The following is a 25,172-nucleotide window of genomic DNA, read 5'->3' on the forward strand; positions in this document are numbered from 1 at the left end:
AATTACGCGTCGCTGCCACCAAGCTTCCACCCTGGCGGAATTCCGATTGGAGACGAGACCTCTAACATTTCATCGTACCTACTTCCTAACGGTTTGTCTGCCCAGGAGATCGATACAATTTTGGATGCCAAACAAATGCGAAAACGACCACCCCGAGTTCCGTTGCAATAGAACACACAACATCACCACACTGGGGGCCCATTCAATCGAGCGAAAGGAGGCCGACGTTGCTTTGCAGCTCTTGCAGCAACGCTCCCCAAGGCCGTCGACTCCCCCAAGCCTCCCCTTCGGCTTCGTTCGCAGCGCACTCTAAACAGCGATCCAACAACCACCGCAAGTCGGGTTCATCCGACGCAACAACGCCCCCCGACGACGATGACGTCTGCTCCAGCAACTGCCACGCCGAGGCGAGGTCCTCCAACCCTCGGCGATAGGCCTTCCCAGCCGCCGCCGACTCGCCAAGCGTTTGTTCCACCTGGCCCCAACGGACCTGAGCCCAAGCCCGTGTCGACAGCCAATCGGTCCGCGACCGAGACAGTGCAGGCAGCGCGTCGATCCGATCGATCAACTCACCAAGCGTCGCGGCCGCCTGCAGGTTCCGATCCGCATTGCGATAGGCTTCGGACAACGCGATCTGAATCTCCGACAACCGACGCAGCCCTTCGCTGGGCCGACGACTCTCTAACAACATGGCATACCGCAACGCTTCCCGCAGTGCCGCGATGCTCTCGTCACAGCGACTGCCTCGCATCAAGAACCGACCGATCACAAGATTCCCTTCAGCCATCGCAACGAGCGAACCGGAATCGAGTGGTTCCGAACCAAACGGATTAGCCAATCCCGCCACCGCAGTTTGCAGATCGGAGATCATTTCGTGGGTTGCCACTCCAGTTTGCCGAGCGGATTGCAGTAGTCCCATCGAGACGAGAACACGAGCTCGCAACAGACGCTGCGTCGGCATGCCGTAGTCTGGTATCGCAGCGATCGATTCACGGGCGATCAAATACGTCTGCTCCGCTGACAGAAAATCACCCGACATCCGCTGCAGATTGGCAACTTCCAACAAGCAGCGGACCGCATCCAATGGGTGCTGCGCCCGATCGACCAGCCCGTGATATAGCGATTGATAATGGACAATCGCCCGACGCAATAGATCGCGTCGCAATGGCTCGACCGCAGGATAGTTGGCCAACGCCCGATTCAATTGGTTCAGCCATCCGTCGGCCGCGTCTTGCACCTGGTGCAGATGCCGATAGGCCCAATGCCGTTCATCCTCGGCCTGCTTGCGCACAACAACCTCTTCCGCATGTGCCCGCAAAGCTTGCTCCTTGGCTAGCCGTTCAGATCGATGGGCGCGGGCGACGACTACGCTAGTTGCCGATGCACAAACAGCCAAGACCGTCGCCCCAACAATGATGGCGGCGACCAATGCAGGGCGCTGACGCGACGCTCGACCGAAGCGTTCGATCGCTGTTTCGCGATGCGAGTCGACTTTGTCACCCGCTAGAAAACAACTGACCTCTTCGGCAATCTGTTGGGCCGTTTCGTATCGGTCCTGTGGCTGCGCGGCGATCGCCTTGATGCAGATCGATTCCAGCGGCCTGGGAACGGATCGATCGATCTCGCGTGGTTTTTCGTACCGTCCGGCGATCACGTTGGCGAGCGTCACTTGAACGTCGTCGGCTTGAAACGGGGTTCGCCCCGTCAGCAGTTCATACAAGATGATGCCTAGCGAGTAGATGTCGCTGGACGGACCGATCCGATCGGTCGCCCCTCGAGCCTGCTCGGGCGACATGTAAGCCGGCGTGCCAACGACGGTTCCGATCCGCGTTGCGACCGGTCCATTCGTTCCCGCGGCCGGATCGGGTGAACCGGCGATTGGCGTCCCGCCAGCCAAGGTCGCCATCGCGTTGAGATCGGCCGACGAATCATCCACCGATGAATCATCCAACCGCTTTGCCAAGCCCCAATCGACGACCACGGTTTCACCAAATTGCCCTACGATCACGTTTGCCGGTTTCAGATCGCGATGGATGATTTTTTGTTGATGAGCGTAGGCGACCGCATTGCAGATATCGACAAAGCTGCGCAGCAATTCATGCAACAACGCCTGTTTTTTGGGACCTGGCTGCTGGCAATGGCAGTCGCGAATCTTGTGTTCAAGCGTTACGCCATCCAACAATTTCATTGCGTAGAACGGCTGACCGTCCTCGCGTCGGACCCCGCGTTCGTACACCGGGACGATCCCCGGATGTTGCAGCTGGGCGGTAAGCAACCCTTCATGAATGAAACGCTGGACGAGGTCGGCATTCCCAACAGCGTGAGCCCCCAACTGTTTCACGGCGACATCGCGATCCAGCTGCAGGTCGTTGGCACGCATCACCACGCCCCAACCGCCACGCCCCAGTTCATGATCTCCGGCATACCGATCGGAGCCCGACGGAAGCGGCTCTTCCGGCGCGGCCCCTCTACGCGGGTCGGAACCAGAAACAACATCCGTGGCACCCGAACCTGGTGAATAAATCATGAACTGGTACCCATTGGACGCTTGGACGAGAGGACGTCCCCAATAGGACGCAACGTATAAACATAGAACTCTCTGCCGCACACAAAACGGCAAACCGATTCCGCCCCGACATCCTAGGGACCGAGCAATCGGAACAGCCCGGCCACTTACTACAACACACCCGGACCCGGTCGGGATCGAGCGAAATTGCTCGCTGCAGCAAACCCGATCACCGCAGGGGCGGCAAACATATCTCACCATTTTTCCACAGCGGGATACCGTTCCCGCTGAATGAAGGTGTCGCGTTTTCTTTCACTTGTCCCGCGGGAACTGCCGGATGTCCATGATTCAAGAGCCAACCTTGCTGGTCGAACCGGCAACCGAAGATGCTGTCGGATCGCAGCGATGGTTGGTGCAGATCCATCCGGTGGATCTGAATCGCGGGCCGATAGAGATCACGGAGACGATCCAGATTGGCCGCGATTCGCACTGCAGCCTGCGACTGCCCGACCATTCCGTTTCGCGGCACCATGCCGAGATTGTCAAACGGGATGACCACTACACGATCCGCGATCTCGGCAGCACCAACGGCGTGATCATCAATGGCCAAGCTGTGCAGTCTCACGAACTGCAGACCGGCGACCACATCCAATTGGGCAGCCGAATCTTTCGCTTTCTGGCCGACCACGACCTGGAGGCGCAGTACCACGAGACCGTCTATTCGATGATGACCCGCGATGGGCTGACCGGCGTTTTCAATAAACGCTATCTGCTGGAAAGCCTCGACCGCGAGGTCGCGCGGTGCCGTCGATATAAGCGTCCGATCGCGTTGATCTTGTTAGACATCGACCATTTCAAATCGATCAACGACACCCACGGACACCTGGCGGGAGATGAAGTGCTTCAGCAAATCTCGTCGCGGTTGGGCGATGTGCTCCGCAGCGACGAAATCTTGGCTCGATTTGGGGGCGAGGAGTTTGCGATCGCGATCGTCGAATCGAATCGCGAGAATGCCCTGGACGTCGCCGAACGTTGCCGTAGGGCATGCGTTGAAGAAGCATTCAAAACATCGGCAGGCTTGCTCGAAGTAACGATCAGCCTCGGCGTTGCCACCCCAGCGGTCGACGAAATCGAAACCCGGTCAGCGCTGCTCGACGCGGCCGACAAATACTTGTACCAGGCCAAGCACGCTGGCCGCAATCAAGTCGCCGGATAGCACTTGATGACGCCGCCGCGCGTCGACGGATTTGTAACACAATGGCCCGGCGGTTCACCTCAGTTCGACCGCGATAGGGACCGACGCAACTTTAGCACAAGTCACCTACGCGGGCTTGGCACGCAAAGAAATTCAATTGGCACAGTTTGCACAGTCGTTTACGCTATCGGTCCAGTGCCTGCGGGGGACACGTTTCCCCGAAGGCGAATAGGTTCCAATCGAAGCGAGGTAGCGCCGTTATGCCGATCGAATTCCCCTGTGATGGGTGCCAACAGAAACTGCGAGTGCCGGACAACAGCGCTGGCAAACAAGCCAAGTGCCCCAACTGTGCTCGGATTCAGACAATCCCTGCCTCACAAACAGAGGAGCCGGCACCCGCTGCGACTGATCCCTCAAACGATCCCTTCGGCTTCGGCGGGCCAACCGGTGGGCAGCCCGCCGGGGACAATCTTGGCGCGGGCGGATTTGGCGGGGGCAACTTCGGCGGTGCCGCGGCGTCCCACCAAAATCCCTACGCCTCGCCAGCCGCGGCTTCACAACCGATGGGAACTGGCGGCTCGGGAACGCTTTCGGTTCAGCCGATGGATCCTATCGGAGCGGTTTCGATCGGATGGGAGTTATTCAAAAGGAATGCTGGCCTTCTGATTGGATCGGTGCTGGTTATCGTGGGTGTATCTGGTGGTCTGATGCTCGCTACCATGGCCTTAACAGTTGCCATGGTCGACGTGACAGGAGATCCGAATTCTCCGGTGAATTCCGTTGTGAATATCGCGACGTCATTAATAAGCCAACTAATTCAGCTTTGGATTGGGATCGGAGCGATACGTCTTGGCATCGCAGTGGCGCGAGGGCAAGCGGTAGAGCTCGGGATGCTCTTCAGCGGAGGGCCATTTGTGCTGCGATATATAGGAGTATCGATTCTATTTACACTGGGAATGTATCTAGGACTTCTTCTGCTAATAGTCCCAGGAATCTACTTTAGCCTGACATACTGTTGGTGTTTCTACTTTTTGGTCGATCGTGATTGCGGAGTGATGGAAGCGTTCCGACTCTCGGGGCAACATGCGAAAGGAAATCGCCTCAACACTTTTGTTTTGGGGATTGTCTCGTCTGTACTGAATATCCTTGGCTTTCTTATGTGCATCGCTGGCGCGTTAGTCACGATTCCCGTGGGGATGCTGGCGATGTCCATCTGCTACTTAATGATGACTGGACAGCGGTACTGGCAACCGCATCCGTCAGGACAGTGAACTAACGGACGCCGACTATAGTCGCAACCACTCGCGGAACCCCGACACGATCTCCTGGGGCTGCATCGCAATCTGCAGACCTACAAACCCTAAGATCACCAGGGCCAAAAGTAACAGCCCCACTCCTCTAAACCGGGAAGCGTTTTCGACATGCCCCAGTTCACGACGCGTCGCTTGCACCAAGCGTCGCCAGAAAACGGGGGATATCGTTTGCAACGGGGGTACCACTTGAGGTGTGTCTTGAGGCGAAAAGACCTCCAAGCGAACCGCCGTCCCGACGGCGGGGAACCAGATCTGCTGGCCTTCGAGCCGGGCACCTGGGTCGATCGACTGAGCCGCTCGCAACAACGGCTCACGCACGTCGTCGGCGGTCGCGCCGTAGATCACCATCCGCGGCCGCATCGTCAGAATTACCAGCAGCAGGGAGAGCAAAAAAAACGCTCCCAACATCATCCATACGATCCAGCCCAACATGCCGTAGGCCATCGTCGGAAAGAAGAGCACCAACGGGCCGGCAAGAACAAACCCACCAACACCAATCGCCAACGCGATCGTGTCTTGGGCACCTGTCGTTACGGTCGGTCGACTGGCCGATTGTAGATAACCGATCACCATCAGGTAGATCGCCAAGGGGCCAAGCGCCAACGCGATAGAGAATGAGTCAATCATAGCGTTTATCGTAGACCGGTCGTCGAATGAATAACAGTCGCAAAACGCTGAGACAGAAATGCTCGGCGTCAGGAGTCCTGCGTGACAGGCGTCCAAATTCGACGCTGCTGATCCAGGAACGTTGAATAGGTACCAGCTTGAATATGATTTCGCGCTTCCCGAACCAACCGCTGGTAGAACGTCAGATTGTGGATCGACAACAAGATCGGCCCCAACATCTCTCCGACGACAAATAGGTGGCGAAGATAGGCGCGGCTGTGTCGGCAAGCCGGACAAGGACAATCCTCTTCCAGCGGGCGAGCGTCTTCCCGAAACTTAGCGTTGCGAAGTTTCATCGCCCCGGTGGCGGTAAAGGCCAATGCATTGCGGCCGTTCCGCGTCGGCATCACGCAATCGAACATATCGACACCGCGAGCGATCGCTTCGACCAGATCGATCGGCGTCCCGACGCCCATCAAATACCGTGGCTTAGCCTTCGGCAGATAGGGAACCGTCGCCTCGATCGTCTTGTACATTTCCGCTGGCGGTTCGCCAACGCTCAGGCCGCCGATCGCGAAGCCCTCGAAATCTTCTTTGCTCATCTCTTGGGCACATTGCCGACGCAGTTCGGGATCCAACCCGCCTTGCACGATCGCAAATCGAGCTTGGTCTTCACGCGTGGCATGCTCCAAACAACGTTTCGCCCAACGGATCGAACGCTGCATCGCATCTTCGATCACGGCGGGTTCGTTGGGCAACGCGATCACATGATCCAGAACCATTGCGACGTCGCTGCCAAGCGATTCTTGAATGTCGATCGAATGCTCGGGCGTCAACTCGATCGCCCGGCCATCGATGTGCGACTTGAACGTCGCGCCGTGCTCGGTGATCTTGGTCAATTGTGCGAGGCTGAAGATCTGAAACCCGCCCGAGTCGGTCAAGATTGGCCCGTCCCATCCGCTGAAGCGATGCAGGCCGCCGAGCGAACGAATCAGTTCATGCCCAGGGCGAAGGCCGAGATGGTAGGTATTGCCGAGAATCATCGAAGCACCCAACTGCTTCAATTGATCGACCGTCACTCCTTTGACCGTCGCCTGAGTTCCCACAGGCATGAACGCGGGCGTGGGGACTTCGCCATGCGGCGTCGTCAACAAACCAGCGCGAGCCAGAGTGTTTGGATCTTCGGCGATCAACTGGATCGTGACGGCAGGCAAAATCGACTACCTTACTCGCCGCGAAGCGTGAGATTGTGCTGTTCGAGCTTCTCGCGAATCTCAACCAAGCTGGTCACACCGAAGTTCTTGCATTCGAGCAGTTCGTCGGCGGTTTTGCGAAGCAATTCGCCGATCGTGTTCAATCCCAAACGGACCATGCACTTGCGAGCACGAACCGACAGATTCAGATCGGAGATCGGACGATCCAACAACGCTTGCTCAGCAGGCGACAGGTGCGACGTGTCGACAGGCGGTTCGGCGGTCTTCTTCTCGTGAGCGAACTGGCCCAGGGTCAGCCCCTTGCTGCTCAAGATCTCACGAATTTCGTAGAGACTGGTTTCGCCAAAGTTCTTGCTGGCCAGCAGTTCCGCTTCGCTGGTGCGGGTCAAATCGCCCAGCGTATCGATGCCCATCTTGGTCAGACAGTTTCGGCTGCGAACCGACAGTTCGAAGTTTGCGACCGAGATGTTCAGAACTTGAGCCAAACGATCGTTTCGACGCTGAGTTTCCTCGTCGTACAAAACGTTGCCCGACGCCGAAGCATCCTTCATATACAGGCGAGCCTGTGGATGGTCGGGATAGCAATCGAGAATTCGCTTGTAGCACAATTGAGCCTTGCCAAAATCGTTGCGATCTTCGCTCATCAGGCCCAAGTTGATCAGTACGCCGACGCCGGTTGGAAAGGCTTTCGAAGCGCGTTCGTAAAGTTCCAAAGCGGTATCGTCGTTGCCGTGGCGATCGTTCTCGACGGCCAGACCAAACAGAGCCCCTGCGTGCTGTGGGTTCGCTTGAATCGCTCGCTCATACAACGCAACCGCTTCGGGCAGATTACCACCCAACGAGGCGACAGTTGCGCCACGCTGATACAGATATTCAGCCGATTGTTCGACGGGACCGAACATGTTGTCCAAAGTCGCCAATGCCTGTTCCGCATCGCCCATGTAACGATGGACCGCAGCGATCGCCAAATTGCATTCGTCGGCGTTGTAGCCAGCGGTTCTGGCCGCTTCGAACGAAGCCATCGCTTCGGCGTATTCGCAATGCTCGAAATGGCAGCGACCAATGTAGAACTGAGCCAACGCACCGCCATCGGCCGATTGCAGGGTCTGCTTGGCGTCCTGGAAACGCCCCAACAAAAACTGCCCGATACCCAATCGCGTTTGCGACGCAGGTGTTCGTTCGGTGTCTTGTTCCAGCAGCCCAACGCCTTCCTTGAGTTCCGTGAAATGCGTGAAATCATCGGAAATTGCTTGACGGATCACATAGATTTCTTGTGGTCCAAAAGACGCGTTGGAAAGCAACGTCTCCTTCAGATCGAGCATGTGAGCTTCAGCCATGGAGTTGGGTTCCTACAGAAGGGCAAGCGGGCCTTGCGAGGGCGTGAAGAGCCGATGGTGGGACTTGAACCCGCAACCTATTCATTACGAATGAATCGCTCTGCCAGTTGAGCTACATCGGCCTGAGATTTGCACTGCACTGAATAAGCAAGATAAAAGAATTTCCCATATTTCGTCAAGAGGACGGTTGGGGGAGAATTGATTTACAATTAATAAATAATACCACCCAAGGGAGATTGATCGCGATGATCCATACACGTGCCCAATCGATCCTGCTCGATTTAGGGATCCACACAGAACCAAAAGGGCTTGCCGTCGGCAACCGCTGGGTCGCCGGGCACGGGCCGACATTCTCCGCCCATTCGCCGATCGATGGCGTCGAACTCGCGTCGCTGACCGTCGCATCGCCAGACCAAGTTAGCCAGGCGACCTCTGCGGCCCGCGAAGCGTTTGTCTCTTGGCGCGTTGTCCCCGCGCCGGTCCGAGGCGAATTGGTCCGCCGAATCGGCGACCGACTGCGGCATCATAAATCGGATTTGGCCGAACTGGTCAGTTGGGAAACGGGCAAGATCACCCAGGAATCCTTGGGCGAAGTCCAGGAGATGATCGACGTCTGCGATTTCGCCGTGGGGCTCAGCCGGCAACTCTACGGCAGGACAATCGCCAGCGAACGGCCGCTGCACCGACTGACCGAGCAATGGCATCCGCTGGGCCCCGTCGGCGTGATCAGCGCTTTCAACTTCCCCGTCGCCGTCTGGGCATGGAACACGATGATCGCTCTGGTCTGTGGCGATCCGGTGGTCTGGAAGCCTTCGGAAAAGGGAACGCTGTGCGCCATCGCCTGCCACAGCATCGCAGCGGGCGTTGCCGCGGAGATGCCCGAAGCCCACCAGGGCCTGTTGAGCCTGGTGATCGGCGATGCAGAGACCGGCAAAGCGATCGCCGATTCGCCCGACCTGCCGTTGGTTTCGGCAACCGGCTCGGTCCCGATGGGCCGCGACGTCGCTGTCCGCGTTGCCCGGCGACTAGGCCGGTCGCTGTTGGAACTCGGGGGCAACAACGGCATGATCGTTGCGCCGTCGGCCGACTTGGAACTGGCAACACGCTCGATTCTCTTTGCCGCCGTCGGCACCTGCGGCCAGCGATGCACTTCGCTGCGTAGACTGTATGTTCACGATTCGATCGCCGATCCGATGGCAGAACAGTTGAAAAAACTCTACGCCCGACTCCCGATCGGCGATCCAACAACCGACGGAACCCTGGTCGGCCCACTGATCGATGAACGAGCGATACTGGCGATGCAAGACGCACTGGCGGCGGCCCGAGAGCAGGGTGGGACGATATTCGGAGGGGACCAGATTACCAACCAAGTCCCTGCCGGCGGGTTTTACGTTCGCCCGGCAATCGTTGAAATCGCGGCCGATGCGCCGATCGTGCAACAAGAAACCTTCGCACCGATTCTTTATCTGATGCGATATAGCGATCTGGACGATGCGATCGCGATGCACAACGGTGTCCCGCAGGGACTCGCTTCGGCAATCCTGACCAACGACGTCCGTGAAGCGGAACTGTTCTGTTCCCCAGCCGGATCGGATTGCGGAATCGCAAATGTCAACATTGGGACCAGCGGCGCCGAGATCGGCGGCGCGTTTGGCGGCGAGAAAGAGACCGGCGGCGGACGTGAATCGGGAAGCGATTCCTGGAAGGCGTACATGCGGCGGGCGACCAACACTGTCAACTACAGCCCCGAACTGCCGTTGGCTCAAGGGATCCAGTTCGACCTGGACTAAACCGAGCGGAGAAATCCGCATAAAAAAACACCCGATCGAATTCGACCGGGTGTTTTTGCTGACCTATAGTTGGGGGCGTGACGAGGGCGGTTGCCACGCCAGCAGTCGCTTATTCGCGTGGGCGGATCGCTCCGGTCAATCCGCTGTAGTCGACACGGTCCGAACCGTGCCACAGCGGCTGCCCCAGCTCGACTCGCTTACGCAGCACTTCGATCTTCTCCGAAGATCCAGCTGGTGCGTCGGTCTCTTTGAAGTCGTTCCAGTCCTGTGGAACGAAGTCTTCATCGTGACCGTAGCGCAAGATGGCTTCAAAAACGTTTTTACAAACAGTCATTAATAATGTCCTCTCACCGATTCCAAACTGTACTCCGAACGTTGGAACTCGGCACGTTGCTGTCTTATCGCATCGCTCATCCTCGGATGCGGCAAATCTGCCTCCCACAGGCAGATGAATGTGTCAATGGGAGATTGGGCTGACCTTTGATTATCGATCGAAGCTTGATGCATTATTCACAATCAGCGAGCAGAGTCAAGTTTTTTGTTTGGGGGTTTATCCGCCCCAAGCCTAAATTGACACGATCCCCCCTTGAAATACATCAAGCCAGGTAAATATTAAGAGAATCGCGACAGATTCTCTAAAAACGCGTCGCAACTGGGGGCGTTTTAACGCCACAAAGGGGGATGCCGCAGCGGTCAAGATTCCTCCCAAAGAGGCCCGCCAGGGGGATCCACACCCCCTTGCGTGACATTTCGATGTCAACGGGGCTTGTCAGACGATCTCCTGTGCGAGGCCGAATACTTCCTTCAGGCAAGATGCTGCAGTTGTGCTGCCAGCAACATGCGGCCCGGAAGATCGTTGAAAAATAGTTTTCCGCAGCCCTTCACCAACGACGCCCCAAACACCCCAATCGTTCAATTCGCCGCCCCCACGCCCGACTCCCGGTGATGCACTTCCACTGCGGCGTGCGCGATCGACAGGTCGTCGGGAAGCATCTTCTTGAACTCCCCCGGCGACACGGGATTCGACGACACGATGATGATCTCGGTTGCGTACATTCCCGGCCCGATCGACCAGACATGCAGATCGACCACATTGTGGTCATCGTCTTCGATCGCGCTGCGAATCCGACCCAACACATGGTCGGTCGCTTGCCGGTCCAGCAAGACATCGCTGGTCGAACGAAGCAGGCTGACCGACCACCTTGCGACCACGACAGCTCCGACGATTCCAATCACGGGATCGAGGATCGCCCAGCCCCAGAACTTGCCAGCCAACAGGGCGGCGATCGCCAACACGCTGGTCAGCGCGTCGGCCAGAACATGCAGGTAGGCGGCTTTCAAATTATGGTCGTGATCGTGGCTGCAACTCGATCCGTCACCATGATCGTGTGAATGCCCAAGCACCATCGCACACAGCGCGTTGACGACCAGTCCAACCACGGCGACCAAGATCGCTTGGTTAAAAGAAATTTCGACCGGATCAAGCATCCGGTGGACACTTTCCCAAACCATCAGCAGCGAGAAAACACCCAGCAACAATGCGCCGGAGAACCCGCCCAACGCGTTGACCTTCCCCGTCCCAAAGCTGTACCAGGTATCGTGAGCGTAACGCCGGGCATAAATGTACGCGAAGACAGAGATCGTCAGCGCCGCCGCATGCGACCCCATGTGCAACCCATCCGCTAACAGCGCCATCGAATCGTAGACCTGGCCGGCCACGATCTCGACGACCATCATCGTCAACGTGATGGCGATCACGATGATCGTCCGCATCTCTCCGGGCCTTTTCTGATCCTGCCCGAAGGAATGGTCGTCGTGCCAAGCCGACAATTCTTGCTTGCTCATCGCTGCAACTGCTCTCCACTAGATTGATCTCGACCTGGCGACATGCCCGTACCGCGTGTGCACGGAAAACGACCACACAATCTGCACAATTCCACCGACGCCAACATACCGCACCGGGCCAGTTCATCCCTTGGGAAACGAACAGGCAACATCATCCGATCCCATCATAGAAGCATTCACCGATGGATGCCAAAAACGAAGCGGATAGCGCCAGGCAAATCACTTTTCAAATCGAGGTATCAACCGCCACGCGACCGGGCAATATTGATGCCGCCACGCTGACGGCCCCCACGGAGAGGCATTTACGATGCGTACCAGCCGAAAGTTGGATCGATTTCCAGAGAAAGTGTTGCTATCGAGTCGAGCGGTAAATAGTCTCGACAAGATTGCCGCACCGTGCACATTCCGCCCAAACAGCGCAAACTGACAGACGCAAGGAACCTTCTTTGATGACTCATTTCCGAATACTCGCTTGTTCGATCGTGGTTGCCTGTGCCTCGATAGCCAGCGCACAGACCGATCCCGGAACCACGCACCAGGCACTCGACCCGCTACTTGCCCAACAATGGGTTCAGCTCGATTCAACGGGAACTCTGCACGGCCGCGTCGACGTTCCCGTTGCTGGCAGCTTGCGACGGGCCGATTTGGCGCGGATCGCGCTGATCCCGCTCGGTGGCGGCGAATCGGCGACGACACTGCGCGGCCGAACGACGCTCGAAGGGGGCTTTGCCATCGAGAACGTTCCCAGCGGCACCTATGCCCTGGTTGTTCATGGCACCAACATTTTCGCGACCTACACCCTGCACGTCCTGCCTAGCAGCGGCAACGGTGTCGCTGCCGATCAGACCAGCGGCCTGCAAGTGCTCGCCGCGCGGACCAACAGCAAATTCGTGATGCAACGCGTTCGCAGCTACATTCCGCTGCAGCCCGCGCTGCCCTACGCAATCCATCAATTCACGACCGATCCAATTCGTGAGCGTAAGCCCGCGGGCGAAGGGCAAGTCTTTGCCAACGCCGCCGGCACCGTGACCGGACGCCTGGCGTTGCCCGCAGGCAACGACGGCAAGGTCCACCCCATGCGGAACATGAATGTAGTGGTCGTCCAAGGAGACAAATCGGTCGCGATGGCTTCGGTTGGCGAGGACGGGCGGTTCTCGATCCCTCAACTGACCCCAGGATCGTACGGTTTGATCGCGGCAGGTGAATCGGGTTTCGCAGCGGTCGGATTCGAAGTGATGATGCCAAGCAACGCCATGCAAAGCAACGCGACGACGCATCTGGTCTCGTTCCACGCCGCAGTGGGTGAAACGGAACTGAACACCGAAATCGTCCCCAGCTTTGCGATGGAACAAATCGAAAGCGAAGTCAAATCCGACGAAAATGGCGAACTGGAAGAGATCGGCGAAGCAGTCGCGTTGGACGAATTCGGATGGCCCGTCGATCCCAACGCAGCCCCAACCGGACCAAATCCTGCAGGTTCGGCTCAAGCCGGCTCCACCATGACCGGTGGTGGCGGAGGCGGCGGCGGAGGTGGTGCTGGCGGCCTGGAAGGACTTGGCGCTTTGGGAATTGCCGCTGCGGCCTTGGCAACTCAAAACAGCAACAACGTCGCTAGCCCAGCGTCACCATAAAAGAGGCACCAACCTTTGGCTCCTCTCTTTAGCCAAAGGCGATTCATCGCGCGGAAACGATCGCGCGAGCTATCGAACGAGGACCGCGACGCGCCGCACCTCCCCCAAAGCAGCGCGTCGCAAACTGCCCGACCCAAACGACTCCCACCGCGGCCACTTCTCTGGCCGCTTTTTTTGTCTTGCCGCGCTGCAATAATCCTTCGGAACTTGCGAGCACTGGTCGCCTGCGTTAACTTCGGTGATCGACCATGCCAGGCAACCTGGGGGTTATCGATCTGCGGACCCATGTGATCACCTCCCGCCTGTGATCTGCTTGCATCACTCTGGTTTGTCCGCCAAGATTCGTTGCTCGACCCACATCACCTAGAAATCATCTCACCTGTCCCTTCTTCACGGATTTGATCGAACATGAGTTTAGATACAGCCATTGCAGAGGCCAAAGCGACGCTGGACGCTCACACGCACGAGATCGTTCAGTGGCACTTCCACGAATCGACGGGAAGCCCTTTCTGGTTGCAGAAGAAAAGCGAACTGAAGTTCGATCCGTTGACCGAAGTCAAATGTTTCGACGACCTGAAGAAGTTCCCGCTGTTTGAAGACGATTGGTTGCGTGGCGGTCCGGTTCGCCGTTGGGTCCCCAAGGGCTACGAAAACGAACCGGTCTACGTCTTCGAGACCGGCGGAACGACCGGTGTCCCCAAGAGTCGTGTTGTGATGCGCGATCACTGGATCGATTACGAGATGTTCAGCGACACGCTGCCCGAGGAGCACTTCCCCAAGGGAGCGAACTGGTTGATGCTGGGCCCAAGCGGTCCGCGACGCTTGCGATTGGCTGTCGAACACCTGGCGCAACACCGCGGCGGAATCTGCTTCTGCGTCGATCTCGATCCACGCTGGGTTGTCAAGCTGATCAAAAAGGGCTGGATGGAACACCTGGAAGAATACAAGAAGCACTGCATCGACCAAGCGATCACGATCCTGACCGCGGGGCATGACATCCAGTGCATGTTCACGACGCCCAAGTTGTTGGAATCGTTAGGCGATGCCTTGGAAGAACGCGGCAGCAGCATTCAAGAGATGGGCATCAAGGGGATCTTCTCTGGCGGCACCGAGTTCACGCCTCAGTGGACGCGGTACGCGGTCGAGGAATTGTTAGGCGGTTCGCCCGAAGAGGGTGGCGTTTACATGACGCCAACCTACGGCAACACGCTGATGGGACTGGCGTGCAGCAAACCGATCACCGCCGCCGAACAGTACAAGATCAGCTACTACGCTCCGCAACCGCGAGCGGCGACCGAAGTGGTTGAGTTCGAAGATCACACGCAGGTCGTCAGCATGGGCGGCACCGGACGCGTGAAGTTGTACACATTGACGAAAGAGTTCTTTGTTCCCGGCTTCCTGGAACGCGACGAGGGAGAACGCGAAGCTCCGTTCGACAAGTTCCCATGGGACGGTGTCAGCGGCGTTCGACCGTTCCACGAACTGGCTTCGGCCACGACCGTCGGCGTCTACTAAACCTAGAACCCTTCCATCTCTTGATCGCCGAAGTGTCGCCGCCGAACTATCGATGCGACGACGGTCGGCGTCTAAATGAACCGAGAACCTTTCTATCTCCTTACGCCTCCGATTTTCGGAGGCGATCGAATCGGCAGCCTGCGAGAAAACCATGTTACAATTGCCCGCTCTGCGTTGGGGAAAACCTTACGAATCGCTCGAAAAGCAAGAAGTCGTCCACTTCAACACCGGCGAACCGATCGCGATGGTCAACCAGGTCGGTGGCGGGATCGTGCAACGCGATTTGCGAAAATCGCAGAACGCTCGTGACGCGCTGCGAAAAATCCCCACCGATGAATTGATGGGGATGTGCAAGAAAGCGGCTGAGTTGTTCGAGAACGCCGAGTTGCCGATGGGCGATTCGACGCAGACCGTCGACCAGTTCGTGCACCAGCAATCGGCTAGCACCGGCCTGCCGGAGCACATGTGTCGCGCGAACCTGAAGAAAAATTCGTTCTGCTTGGCCAACATGGATAAGATCCTCGACGCGCTCACCCGCGGACTGGATCGCAACATCTTCACCCGCGGCTACGGCGAAGAGGGTCGCGGCGTGATCGTCAGCTACCAAGCAACAACTCCAATCCTCGGGGCCGTGTTGCCAAACAATTCGCCCGGCGTGCACACGTTGTGGTTGCCTGCGGTCGCGCTGCAGGTCGGATTGGCTCTGAAACCGGGTTCGCAAGAACCGTGGACTCCGTACCGCATGGTCGCCGCATTTATCGAAGCGGGAATTCCAGCCGAAGCGTTTTCGCTGTACCCCGGCGGACACGACGCTGGCGGCGCGCTGTTGGCGAAATGCTCGCGATCGATGGTCTTCGGCAGCGCTCAAACGCTTGCTCAATACGCCGACAACCCTCGCGTCCAAGCCCACGGCCCAGGATTCTCGAAGATCATCCTGGGAGACGATGTCGTCGACCAATGGGAAGATTATCTGGACATGATGGTCGAAAGCGTCGCGATCAACTCCGGCCGCAGCTGCATCAACTGCTCGGGCATCTGGGCCAGCCGCCACACCCGCGAGATCGGTGAAGCGATCGCCAAACGGATCGGCCCGATCGACGTCAAACCGCCGACCGACCCGACCGCCGAACTGGCTGCGTTCACGATGAAGCAGATGGCGCTCGGAACGTGGGCGATGGTGGAACAAGACCTCCAAGAAGAAGGGGTCACCGATCTGACGGCCGAATACGGCGACAAACTGATCGAAAAAGAACGCTGTGCCTACCTGCGACCGATGGTCGTGCACGCCGATTCGCCCGATCGCGGCGTCGCGGCGAAGGAGTACATGTTCCCCTTCGTCAGCGTCGTTCAGTGCCCTCAAGCCGACATGCTGCGTCGCATCGGCCCAACTTTGGTTGGCACCGTGATCACCAACAACGAGGATCTGATCCGCCAAGCGGGGGACAGCACCGATATCGATCGCTTGAACATCGGCCCGATCGCCACAAACCGCCTGAATTGGCTGCAACCACACGAAGGAAACATCATCGATTTCCTCTACCGATCGCGTGCGTATCAGGTTGCCGATACGCCGGTTGCCGCTGCTGGGGGCCGATCCAGCCACCTGATGTAGCGTCTCGCTGCGTCACAAATCAGGAAAGATTGTCGCAGGTCGGGTTCGATTTCGCCCGAACCTGCGACGCGTTTGCGCGTCCCATAGATTGCTGGGGCGTCCTCTCTACGTTCCCTTCGGGGAGCGAATCGGCTTAAAAAAATCGCAACCGGCAACTCTTACCCATTTGCCGGAAACTGTGCGGCCAGCATAGAATATGACGGCTTTCCGCGGGCGACTGCTGGATCAAGTCGGCGATTTCTGAAATTTGCTTTACTTCGGCCCGCCCTTTTTTTCGATACAACCCCTACAGACCCACCTTTTGCATCCACGCAGGACGATAGGCTCACATGTCGGTACAACCTGAAGGTCAGCTGATTGCTGACAAGGAAATTTCCGAAGTCGATGGAATCACAGTCCGCTTGGCTGGCGATTCGGGTGACGGCATGCAGTTGCTGGGCACTCAATTGACCAACACCAGCGCGCTGCTTGGCAACGATGTCGCGACGTTCCCCGATTTCCCCGCGGAAATTCGCGCCCCGCGCGGTACACGTGCCGGCGTCAGCGGGTTCCAGGTGCAATTCGCCAACTCCGAAATCTTCACTCCCGGCGACACGCTCGATGCGTTGGTGGTGATGAACCCGGCGGCGATGGTCACCAACATCGCCGACCTACGTCGCGGCGGGCTGTTGATCGTCAACGAGGACGGCTTCGACGCCAAAGCATTGAAACTGGCGGCGCTCACCGAGGATCCGGTCACCGAAGAGATCGAAGATCGCTACCGCGTCTTCAAGGTCCCGATGACCAAACTGACTCGCGATGCCGTCAAAGAACTTGGCCTGGGCATGAAGGAAGCCGATCGCTGCAAGAACTTCTTCGCGATGGGATTGGTCTACTGGTTGTTCGGTCGTTCGCTGGAACCAACCCTGCGTTTCATCGACAACAAGTTTGGCAAGAAGTTGCCCGACGTAGCGGCCGCCAATGAGAAGGCGCTTCGCGCTGGATGGGCGTTCGGTGAAACGACCGAAACCTTCGGGATCACCTACCGCGTCGCACCGGCCAAACTGAAGCCGGGCACCTACAAAAACATGATGGGCAACCAAGCGTTGGCTTGGGGTCTGTTGGCTGCTGCAAAGCGCAGCGGCAAAGAGGTCTTCTACAGCGGCTATCCAATCACGCCGGCTAGCGACATCCTGCACGAACTCAGCCGTTACAAACATTTTGGCACGCGAACGTTCCAAGCCGAAGATGAAATCTCCGCTTGCTGTGCAGCGATCGGTGCCGCCTTTGGCGGCGCGATGGCTGTCACCGCCAGCAGCGGACCGGGCATCGCACTGAAAGCCGAAGCGATGGGCTTGGGCTTCATCTTGGAACTGCCGTTGATCGTGATCAACGTGCAACGCGGCGGTCCCAGCACCGGCTTGCCAACCAAGACCGAACAGAGCGATCTGTTGCAAGCGATGTTCAACCGCAACGGCGAAGCACCGCTGCCGATCATCGCGGCTCAAAGCCCCGGCGACTGCTTCGACGCAGCTCAAGAAGCCTGGCGAATCGCCGTGAAGTTCATGACGCCTGTGATCCTGTTGTCCGATGGATACATCGCCAACGGTAGCGAACCGTGGAAGGTTCCCGACGTCAACGAAATGGAACCGATCGTCGTCACCCATCCGCCCGACGCGGCAGAAGGCGACGCGCCGTTCATGCCATACGCTCGCGACGAAAACCTGGCCCGACCGTGGGCGATCCCCGGCACCGCCGGACTGATGCACCGCGTCGGCGGTCTGGAGAAAGCGGACGGCAGCGGCAACGTCAGCTACGATCCCGACAACCATCAACTGATGACCGACAAACGTGCGGCGAAGATCGAAGGAATCGCTAACGACATTCCCGCTCAAGAAGTCTTCGGCGAGGAATCGGGCGACGTGTTGGTGATCAGCTGGGGTGGAACCTACGGTGCCTGCCACACCGCGATCGAACGCTGCCAACGCGAAGGGCTCAGCGTTTCGCACGCTCACATCCGCTACATGAATCCAATGCCGGCGAACCTTGGCGATCTGATGCGATCGTTCCGCAAGGTGCTGGTCCCCGAATTGAACTCGGGACAATTGCGAATGCTGCTGCGAGCGAAGTACCTGGTCGACTGCATCGGCTTCAACAAGGTCAAAGGCAAGCCGTTCAGCGTTTCGGAACTGATGGATCAAATCCATGAAATCGCTGACAAAACAAACGCCAATGGTCAGAAGGTCGGTTAACCAACAGCCCAACCGACCGTGGTGGTGACACCCAACAATCTACGTCCTCGAACTCTATAGATCCCATGAACTTACCTGTTCTAAAAGCCGCCGATTTTGCCAGCGACCAAGACATCCGATGGTGCCCCGGATGTGGCGATTATTCGATCCTGGCCCAGATGAAAAAGGTCCTTCCCGAGCTGGGGATTCCCCGCGAGAAGACTGTCTTCGTCAGCGGAATCGGCTGCAGCAGCCGGTTTCCGTATTACATGAACACCTACGGCATGCACAGCATCCACGGCCGTGCACCAACGTTCGCAACGGGCCTAAAGGCGACTCGCCCCGACCTTTCGGTCTGGGTGATCACCGGCGACGGCGACGCGTTGTCGATCGGCGGTAACCACTTCATCCACGTGCTGCGGCGGAACTTGGATATCAACGTCGTCCTGTTCAACAACCGCATCTACGGTCTGACCAAGGGGCAATATTCGCCAACCAGCGAAGAGGGCCAGGTCACCAAGAGCACGCCGATGGGATCGATCGATCACCCATTGAACCCGTTGAGTGTAGCGATCGCCGCCGAAGCGACCTTCGTCGCCCGTTCGCTCGACGCTCACGTTAAGCACTTGGCTGAGACCCTCAAGCGTGCCGCGGCACACAAGGGGACCTCGCTGGTCGAGGTTTATCAGAACTGCAACGTCTTCAACGACGGTGCGATGGCGTACGCTCAAGAGAAGAGCCAGCGTTTGGAGAACACGATCGAACTGGAGCACGGCAAGCCGTTGATCTTCGGCACCGATCGCGACAAGGGAATCCGTCAGGTTGGCACTCAATTGGAAGTCGTCAACTTGAAGGATGTCGCGGAAGACGATCTGTTGTTCCACGACGAAAAGGCGATGGATCCGTCGCTGCACTTCCTGCTCAGCCGCATGCGTCACCCGGTGATGCCTGAACCGATCGGCGTCTTCCGCGACGTCGAAGGCGTTGCGACCTACGACGAACAGATCAACGACCAAGTCGCCGCGGCGAAAGCCAAACATGGCGAAGCGGATCTGAACGCTCTGTTCAATTCGGGCGACACCTGGGAAGTCGCGTCGTAATCGAGACGCTTTCAGCCCGCTCCACAATGCACCCGCCCGGCGGCAGCCGGGAGGGTCGAAAAATAAGCGTTTAGCGAGTTTTTCGGGGAGGGCATTCGCCCCGATCAAGGCGGCCCAGAAACCTCGCAACGCCCCTCCCCTGCAAACTTCGCTTGGGAAAAGTGGGGAAACGCTCTGCTATTCTTCGGTCGAATCAGCCGTTGGAATAAGTAGTGGATTGGGACGGAAAACCGCCTCGTCAGGTAATCGCACGCGGTAGGAACTCTTCGTTTCGTCGGGATACGGATAGTCGGTGCTGACGAAATGGGCGCCGCTGGAAAACGCTTTCTCCGCTCGGCTGTAATCGTTCGCCCGCGCTTCTTGCGTATCCGCATCGGCTCTGGTTCGAACCAAGCACCCCGCCTTCACTGCAGCTTGGATAGCGTCGTACTGCGCCACCGGGTTGTTCAACTTGCGAAACACTCCGGCAGGATGATTGGGGCCCAGGTCGACAAACATCGCGCGACCTTCCAGATAGTCGTGACCGTTCATGTAATCGCGAGGCAAGCGTCCGGGGTTGTCCATCGCAAAGATCACCTTCCCTCGACATGCACTCAGCGTGGGCCAACCCTCCGCGGAAATTGCCGCTCGCAAACTGGCGTGTTTGCCGCGGACCGAATCGGGCGTCACGATCCGTTGATCCGAGAAGACGCTGCAAATCTCTTCGTCGACGGCGTCCAGAGCGGCTGCATCGAAGGGGACCGGCGCGGTGAGCAGCGGAGCGGGGCGGTCCTGCTTCAATTCGACCAGGATCATGATCGGGATATGCCGCGGGTTCGCATCGGACCAAGCCTTGATCGTCTGCAGCGCTAGCGTGAACGTCGGCACGGTGGAGACATAATCGACGTCCTGAACGTGCAGCACCTTCAGCCCCGGTTTCTTCATCAGACCTTCGGGATCGTACGGCGCGATGTCCGTGGCGCCGGCCATTTTGGCGACGGCGATCCCACGCGGCGTTGCGAACAGCCCTCCCTGCGGATCGTTGAAGACGTCGAGCTCGATCTGGCGAATGCCAAAATCGGAAAACTGTTCGGGCAGCGGACGGTGATCGTACTCCAGGGTTCGAGCAACCTCTTTCGACGTCGTTTCGATCAACGTTCGCACCGTCCGATGGGGCTGTTGCCGGTAGGAGTTGTGGGTGCCAATCACTTGGATATGGTTCAACCGCAACTCATCCCCCGACGCAAAACCTGCCAACAGCACGCAGATCGCAAACAACGCCAACCGACAGGGTATCGGCATCGTGAGGCAACTTGGCATCGGTCTCTCGGTCAATGGTCCGCTGGGCTATTTCTGCACGACAAATTCAAACGTATTCGGCGGCCCCGGGGCGACTTCGGCAGTCAGTTCCGGCGCCGATGGCTTGCCATACTTGCCGTTCAACTGATCCTTCCCTCGCGGGCCCGATTCGCTGGAGAGCGACAACGCGGCCGCCTTGGCTTTGGCCGGCCAAACGACGGTAACACCATACATTCCCGGCTGAGCCCCGTCGCCTGATCGATAGGTCGTCAGGACAAATTTACCTTGTTCGTCACAAGTCGCCACCGGTTTGGGATCGTTGACGCGCGATTCCTCTTGCGGATGAAACACGATCAAAGCACCGTCGCATGGCGCTCCGCTCTCGGTGCGGACGCTGCCCGATGCCACAATGGTCGTGGGGCCCTCGTCGCCGCATCCGCCCAGGAAGACCAGGCCGCAGGCCAGCGTGAAAGGAAAAACTACTCTTGCCATGGGGAGACCTCCGCGGCGGTCATCGAGCCACCGTTTGCCGTGACCAACGCCGCATAGACTTGGGCCGACGTGGTTTCGGAAATGAACCGCACCGAACCATCGGCAAAGCCATGGTTGGCACCGCCGGGATGGAACGAATAGGTCTCGTTGTTGTTGTGGCAATTGATAACACAGTTTCCAGGACCGCTGTCGGTTCCGGCGATTGCGCCGTCGAGGCCATAATCGTTTTCGTGATGGCCCCAGCCACCGTCGGAACGTTTTCCCGTCTGCATCTTGCGGTCGATATAGAAGTCGGGGCGACCGGCACTCTCGGACAACAAGATCGTATTGGAGGTGCCGTCGAGGAAGCCGATCTTGTTGGGATTTGTGTTCGGGGTGCCAAGCGCTGCGGTAATCCCCTGCCCTTTCAAGCTGGGCTTCATGGCGCTGAAAAGGTCAAACTGAGTTAGCCCGCTGGGGTAGCCGAAGAAGGTGATCGAGCTGGGATTGATCGAACTGTTGGTGGCATAATCGGTGACCGCCATCTCCTCAAACGGGAAGGGGGCACCAAACGTGAAACTTCCGCTGCAGGTTCGATCGCTGCCGCCGGGCGTCGATGGGCAGAGGAACGCCGAAACGACCTGCTGGGTCACCGCCAAGTTATCGGGGGTCCCCGGCACGGTCGAAGGGGAGGAGAACCAGGGATATTTCATGTCGTACTGTTCGAACAGCGTATTCTGCTCCATATAGGGCAGAAATTGAACGGCCCAAGAATGGACGATCCCGGGGTAGGGATAGCCCGGATTCCCGCTGGATCCCGGTGCCGGGCCAATCTCCGCGAGCAAGCTGGCCGGTACGGTTCCGTAGGTGCTTTCATGATTCAGTCCCGCGAGGCCGAGCTGTTTCAAGTTGTTAGAGCATTGCATCCGCCGGGCGGCTTCGCGAGCGGCTTGAACCGCAGGCAACAGCAGGCCGACCAAGATACCGATGATGGCAATCACAACCAACAACTCGACCAACGTGAACCCGCGACGGCGATTATTCCGCGAGCCGCTCCAATGTAGCAACCACATGTGTAAACTCCATAAAGGTGATTCCAGAAACCTTCGACACAGGTTCCCCGCTCGTTACAGAAGCAGAATCTACCATCGAGCGATCATCACGCAGTGAAGAAGCGCGGAATTCCACGCAAACGTGGCGCAAAGAAAAACGCCACCGCAGGGGCAAACGTCCCCGGCACCACAATGGCCGCTACGCGCAAATAAAAACGGGTGCCTGGCCCGGGACAGATCCGTTTTTCAATTAGAGGCATCAGCGTGCTAGCGTCCGTTATGCCTGGGAGAACGCCGTGCGAACGGGCAAGCGAATCTGCCTAAGCACAAACACTTCCTAGCCCCTTCTACCTTACTCTGCCCGTGCGATGGCGCTTGCCAAGCGCACGCTCGCCACCGCGATGCCTTCAAGAACCCGCTTCACCTCTAAACGCAATACCGTTCAACGAAGCGTAGTGGACGAGGCTACGAGTCCTTTTGCACCAGACCAAATCGCTGAGACTCGTAACCTCCGCCGCTAATTCTCTCCACGCTCCGAGGCTCCTTCATGGAACGGTATTGCCTCTAAACGATCCGCGATTCCATTGTTCCACGGCTCGCCCTATGGATGACCAGCGGCGAGCGAGGCGTTAGGCACCAACGATTCCGAGGCGAGCTTTAGTGCTCTTCGCCGCTGCTGAGCACACTCATGAAGGCTTTTTGGCTGATCTCGACACTGCCGATCGCCTTCATCCGCTTTTTACCTTCCTTCTGTTTCTGCAACAGCTTTCGCTTTCGCGAGATGTCGCCGCCGTAACACTTGGCGGTCACGTTCTTCCGCATCGCGGGAACGGTTTCGCGGGCGATCACGCGGCTGCCGACGGCGGCTTGCACCGCGACCTCGAACATGTGCCGTTCGATCTCCGCTTTCAATTTCTTTGCCACCGCGCGACCGCGGCGATCGGCATCCCCACGGTCGCAGATCACGCTCAACGCATCGACGCGATTGCCATTGACCAAGATATCCATCCGGACCAGGTTGGCCGGTTCGTAACCGATCAATTCGTAATCGAGCGTTCCGTAGCCACGGGTGCCACTTTTGATCTTATCGTGCAGGTCGTAGATCACTTCGGCCAAGGGAATGTCGTAGCTGATCATCGACCGCGTCGGACTTAGATACTCATTGCCGCGCAAGATCCCTCGGCGGTCCTGGCACAACTTCATCACCGTACCGATCGACTCCGACGGCACGACGATGTTGCAACGAACGATCGGTTGGCGGAACTCCGCGATATCGTTCGGATCGGGAACGTCCTGCGGCTTGTGGATCTCGCGCGTGTTGCCTCGCGTGTCGACGATCTCATAAGTTACGTTAGGAGCCGTCTGAACGAGATCGATATCCGATTCGCTCTCCAACCGCTGTTGCACGATCTCCATGTGCAGCAGCCCCAGAAAGCCACAGCGGAAACCAAAGCCCAACGCATCGCTGGTCTCCGGTTCGAATTCAAAGCTCGGATCGTTGATCGCCAAGCGTTCCAACGCATCGCGAAGATCGCTGAACTCCTGGCCATCGCTGGGGTACAGCCCACAGTAGACCATCCGCTTGGGACGTTCGTATCCTTCCAACGGTTCGGCCGCATCGTTCCCTGCGGTGCTAACCGTGTCACCGATATGGACGTCAGCAAGCGACTTGATATTGCAGATCAGATAGCCTACCTGGCCGGCGGACAGTTGGTCGCACGGCTTCCGTTGCGGCACAAACTGTCCAAGTTCGACCACATCGTGAACCGTCCCGGCCCGCAGGAATTTGATCTTTTGCCCCTTTTTAACGGTCCCGTTCATCACCCGCACATAAGTGATGGCGCCGCGGAAATCGTCGTAATTCGAATCGAAAACCATCGCCTGCAGCGGCGCGTCGACGTCGCCGGTCGGTGCGGGGACGCGTTCGATGATCGACGTCATCAGATCTTCGATCCCGATCCCCGCCTTGGCGCTGCACCGCACGACATCATCGGGATCGATCCCCAACGACTGTTCCATCTCGACGGTGACTTCGTCGGGACGGGCATGGGTCAGGTCGATCTTATTGATAACCGGGATGATCGTCAGATCGTGTTCCATCGCGTTGTAAGCATTGGCGACCGTCTGCGCTTCGACCCCCTGGAAGGCATCGACCAACAACAACGCTCCCTCGCAACAGGTCAACGACCGCGAGACCTCGTATTGAAAATCGACGTGGCCGGGGGTGTCGATCAAGTTCACCTCATAATCGGTTCCTTGATGCGTGTAACGCATCGAAACCGAGCGAGCTTTGATCGTGATCCCACGCTGTCGTTCCAGCGCCAGATCATCCAACAATTGTTCTTTCATTTCGCGCCGCGTCACCGTGCCGGTGAATTCCAACAACCGATCGGCCAGCGTGCTTTTGCCGTGATCGATGTGCGCAATGATACAAAAGTTTCTGATTTCCACGGGTGGCTTGTTCTCAATGATTTCGTTTGACGATCGTCGACCGAAA

The 25,172-nt window shown here is 58.0% G+C and carries 18 protein-coding genes and 1 tRNA gene; 8 read left to right on the plus strand and 11 right to left on the minus strand.

Features of this window, described 5'->3' with window-relative positions; translation table 11 throughout:
* Positions 1–202 precede the first annotated feature (202 nt).
* Positions 203–2,527, minus strand: a complete 2,325-nt coding sequence (locus tag EC9_RS17200) for a serine/threonine-protein kinase (protein WP_218934212.1) — start codon at positions 2,525–2,527, stop codon at positions 203–205.
* Positions 2,528–2,843: 316 nt separating this feature from the next.
* Between EC9_RS17200 and EC9_RS17205 the strand changes: the two genes are divergently transcribed.
* On the plus strand, positions 2,844–3,722 hold the full coding sequence (locus EC9_RS17205; RefSeq protein ID WP_145347121.1) for a diguanylate cyclase: 879 nt from the start codon (positions 2,844–2,846) through the stop codon (positions 3,720–3,722).
* Between the two features lie 581 nt (positions 3,723–4,303).
* The gene (locus EC9_RS17210) at positions 4,304–4,972 is read left to right on the plus strand and encodes a hypothetical protein (RefSeq protein ID WP_218934213.1); all 669 of its coding nucleotides are present in this window, start codon (positions 4,304–4,306) and stop codon (positions 4,970–4,972) included.
* A 15-nt stretch (positions 4,973–4,987) separates the two neighbouring features.
* Here the strand turns inward: EC9_RS17210 and EC9_RS17215 are convergent, their stop codons facing one another.
* The 4 genes from EC9_RS17215 to EC9_RS17230 all read right to left on the minus strand — a co-directional run bounded on the left by EC9_RS17215 (position 4,988) and on the right by EC9_RS17230 (position 8,293).
* Complete coding sequence (locus EC9_RS17215) at positions 4,988–5,641, minus strand: hypothetical protein (RefSeq protein WP_145347125.1); 654 nt, start codon at positions 5,639–5,641, stop codon at positions 4,988–4,990.
* 68 nt (positions 5,642–5,709) lie between these two features.
* Positions 5,710–6,837, minus strand: coding sequence for a tRNA guanosine(34) transglycosylase Tgt (gene tgt, locus EC9_RS17220; protein ID WP_391556731.1), 1,128 nt, complete (start codon positions 6,835–6,837; stop codon positions 5,710–5,712).
* A gap of 8 nt (positions 6,838–6,845) precedes the next feature.
* Positions 6,846–8,171 (minus strand): DNA-directed RNA polymerase subunit alpha C-terminal domain-containing protein, encoded by a 1,326-nt coding sequence (locus EC9_RS17225; RefSeq protein WP_145347127.1) that lies wholly within the window; start codon positions 8,169–8,171, stop codon positions 6,846–6,848.
* Between the two features lie 49 nt (positions 8,172–8,220).
* A tRNA-Thr gene (locus EC9_RS17230) sits at positions 8,221–8,293 on the minus strand.
* A gap of 123 nt (positions 8,294–8,416) precedes the next feature.
* Here EC9_RS17230 and amaB point away from each other — a divergent pair.
* Entirely contained in the window at positions 8,417–9,961 is a 1,545-nt protein-coding gene (gene amaB / locus EC9_RS17235) for an L-piperidine-6-carboxylate dehydrogenase (protein ID WP_145347129.1), read from the plus strand.
* A gap of 109 nt (positions 9,962–10,070) precedes the next feature.
* Here amaB and EC9_RS17240 read toward each other — a convergent pair whose 3' ends face one another.
* Positions 10,071–10,295 (minus strand): hypothetical protein, encoded by a 225-nt coding sequence (locus tag EC9_RS17240; protein ID WP_145098045.1) that lies wholly within the window; start codon positions 10,293–10,295, stop codon positions 10,071–10,073.
* 578 nt (positions 10,296–10,873) lie between these two features.
* Positions 10,874–11,806 carry a CDF family Co(II)/Ni(II) efflux transporter DmeF gene (dmeF, locus tag EC9_RS17245; protein ID WP_145347131.1) on the minus strand — a complete coding sequence of 311 codons (933 nt, stop codon included), beginning with the start codon at positions 11,804–11,806 and terminating at the stop codon, positions 10,874–10,876.
* Between the two features lie 449 nt (positions 11,807–12,255).
* Between dmeF and EC9_RS17250 the strand changes: the two genes are divergently transcribed.
* From EC9_RS17250 to EC9_RS17270, 5 genes are all read left to right on the plus strand, one after another.
* Positions 12,256–13,437, plus strand: a complete 1,182-nt coding sequence (locus EC9_RS17250; protein ID WP_145347133.1) for a carboxypeptidase-like regulatory domain-containing protein — start codon at positions 12,256–12,258, stop codon at positions 13,435–13,437.
* 408 nt (positions 13,438–13,845) lie between these two features.
* Positions 13,846–14,952 carry an acyl-CoA synthetase family protein gene (locus tag EC9_RS17255; protein WP_145122380.1) on the plus strand — a complete coding sequence of 369 codons (1,107 nt, stop codon included), beginning with the start codon at positions 13,846–13,848 and terminating at the stop codon, positions 14,950–14,952.
* 151 nt (positions 14,953–15,103) lie between these two features.
* The gene (locus tag EC9_RS17260) at positions 15,104–16,564 is read left to right on the plus strand and encodes an aldehyde dehydrogenase family protein (protein ID WP_145347135.1); all 1,461 of its coding nucleotides are present in this window, start codon (positions 15,104–15,106) and stop codon (positions 16,562–16,564) included.
* 329 nt (positions 16,565–16,893) lie between these two features.
* Positions 16,894–18,795: a 2-oxoacid:acceptor oxidoreductase subunit alpha gene (locus EC9_RS17265; protein ID WP_145288376.1), complete on the plus strand. Its 1,902-nt coding sequence runs from the start codon at positions 16,894–16,896 to the stop codon at positions 18,793–18,795.
* 65 nt (positions 18,796–18,860) lie between these two features.
* Positions 18,861–19,874: a 2-oxoacid:ferredoxin oxidoreductase subunit beta gene (locus tag EC9_RS17270; protein ID WP_145288373.1), complete on the plus strand. Its 1,014-nt coding sequence runs from the start codon at positions 18,861–18,863 to the stop codon at positions 19,872–19,874.
* Between the two features lie 177 nt (positions 19,875–20,051).
* On the opposite strand, the gene EC9_RS17275 is transcribed toward EC9_RS17270, so the two are convergent.
* The 4 genes from EC9_RS17275 to lepA form a co-directional block, all read right to left on the minus strand.
* Positions 20,052–21,155 (minus strand): phosphatidylinositol-specific phospholipase C1-like protein, encoded by a 1,104-nt coding sequence (locus EC9_RS17275; RefSeq protein WP_218934214.1) that lies wholly within the window; start codon positions 21,153–21,155, stop codon positions 20,052–20,054.
* A gap of 45 nt (positions 21,156–21,200) precedes the next feature.
* A complete protein-coding gene (locus tag EC9_RS17280; protein ID WP_145347138.1) occupies positions 21,201–21,644 on the minus strand; it encodes a hypothetical protein in 444 nt (147 codons plus the stop codon).
* A complete protein-coding gene (locus EC9_RS17285) occupies positions 21,632–22,696 on the minus strand; it encodes a DUF1559 domain-containing protein (protein WP_145347140.1) in 1,065 nt (354 codons plus the stop codon). Before EC9_RS17285 ends, EC9_RS17280 begins: the two co-directional genes overlap by 13 nt.
* Before the next feature lie 636 nt (positions 22,697–23,332).
* A complete protein-coding gene (lepA, locus tag EC9_RS17290) occupies positions 23,333–25,147 on the minus strand; it encodes a translation elongation factor 4 (protein WP_145349214.1) in 1,815 nt (604 codons plus the stop codon).
* Between the last annotated feature and the right edge of the window lie 25 nt (positions 25,148–25,172).

Origin of the sequence: Rosistilla ulvae (assembly GCF_007741475.1) — a bacterium.
Classification (GTDB): domain Bacteria; phylum Planctomycetota; class Planctomycetia; order Pirellulales; family Pirellulaceae; genus Rosistilla; species Rosistilla ulvae.

What these genes read in the sequence shown, in the direction of transcription:
- EC9_RS17200 (WP_218934212.1), bottom strand. Translation starts at nt 2,527, where the DNA reads ATGATTTATTCACCAGGTTCGGGTGCCACGGATGTTGTTTCTGGTTCC.
- EC9_RS17205 (WP_145347121.1), top strand. Translation starts at nt 2,844, where the DNA reads ATGTCCATGATTCAAGAGCCAACCTTGCTGGTCGAACCGGCAACCGAA.
- EC9_RS17210 (WP_218934213.1), top strand. Translation starts at nt 4,304, where the DNA reads ATGGATCCTATCGGAGCGGTTTCGATCGGATGGGAGTTATTCAAAAGG.
- EC9_RS17215 (WP_145347125.1), bottom strand. Translation starts at nt 5,641, where the DNA reads ATGATTGACTCATTCTCTATCGCGTTGGCGCTTGGCCCCTTGGCGATC.
- EC9_RS17225 (WP_145347127.1), bottom strand. Translation starts at nt 8,171, where the DNA reads ATGGCTGAAGCTCACATGCTCGATCTGAAGGAGACGTTGCTTTCCAAC.
- amaB (WP_145347129.1), top strand. Translation starts at nt 8,417, where the DNA reads ATGATCCATACACGTGCCCAATCGATCCTGCTCGATTTAGGGATCCAC.
- EC9_RS17240 (WP_145098045.1), bottom strand. Translation starts at nt 10,295, where the DNA reads ATGACTGTTTGTAAAAACGTTTTTGAAGCCATCTTGCGCTACGGTCAC.
- dmeF (WP_145347131.1), bottom strand. Translation starts at nt 11,806, where the DNA reads ATGAGCAAGCAAGAATTGTCGGCTTGGCACGACGACCATTCCTTCGGG.
- EC9_RS17250 (WP_145347133.1), top strand. Translation starts at nt 12,256, where the DNA reads ATGACTCATTTCCGAATACTCGCTTGTTCGATCGTGGTTGCCTGTGCC.
- EC9_RS17255 (WP_145122380.1), top strand. Translation starts at nt 13,846, where the DNA reads ATGAGTTTAGATACAGCCATTGCAGAGGCCAAAGCGACGCTGGACGCT.
- EC9_RS17260 (WP_145347135.1), top strand. Translation starts at nt 15,104, where the DNA reads ATGTTACAATTGCCCGCTCTGCGTTGGGGAAAACCTTACGAATCGCTC.
- EC9_RS17265 (WP_145288376.1), top strand. Translation starts at nt 16,894, where the DNA reads ATGTCGGTACAACCTGAAGGTCAGCTGATTGCTGACAAGGAAATTTCC.
- EC9_RS17270 (WP_145288373.1), top strand. Translation starts at nt 18,861, where the DNA reads ATGAACTTACCTGTTCTAAAAGCCGCCGATTTTGCCAGCGACCAAGAC.
- EC9_RS17275 (WP_218934214.1), bottom strand. Translation starts at nt 21,155, where the DNA reads ATGCCGATACCCTGTCGGTTGGCGTTGTTTGCGATCTGCGTGCTGTTG.
- EC9_RS17280 (WP_145347138.1), bottom strand. Translation starts at nt 21,644, where the DNA reads ATGGCAAGAGTAGTTTTTCCTTTCACGCTGGCCTGCGGCCTGGTCTTC.
- EC9_RS17285 (WP_145347140.1), bottom strand. Translation starts at nt 22,696, where the DNA reads ATGTGGTTGCTACATTGGAGCGGCTCGCGGAATAATCGCCGTCGCGGG.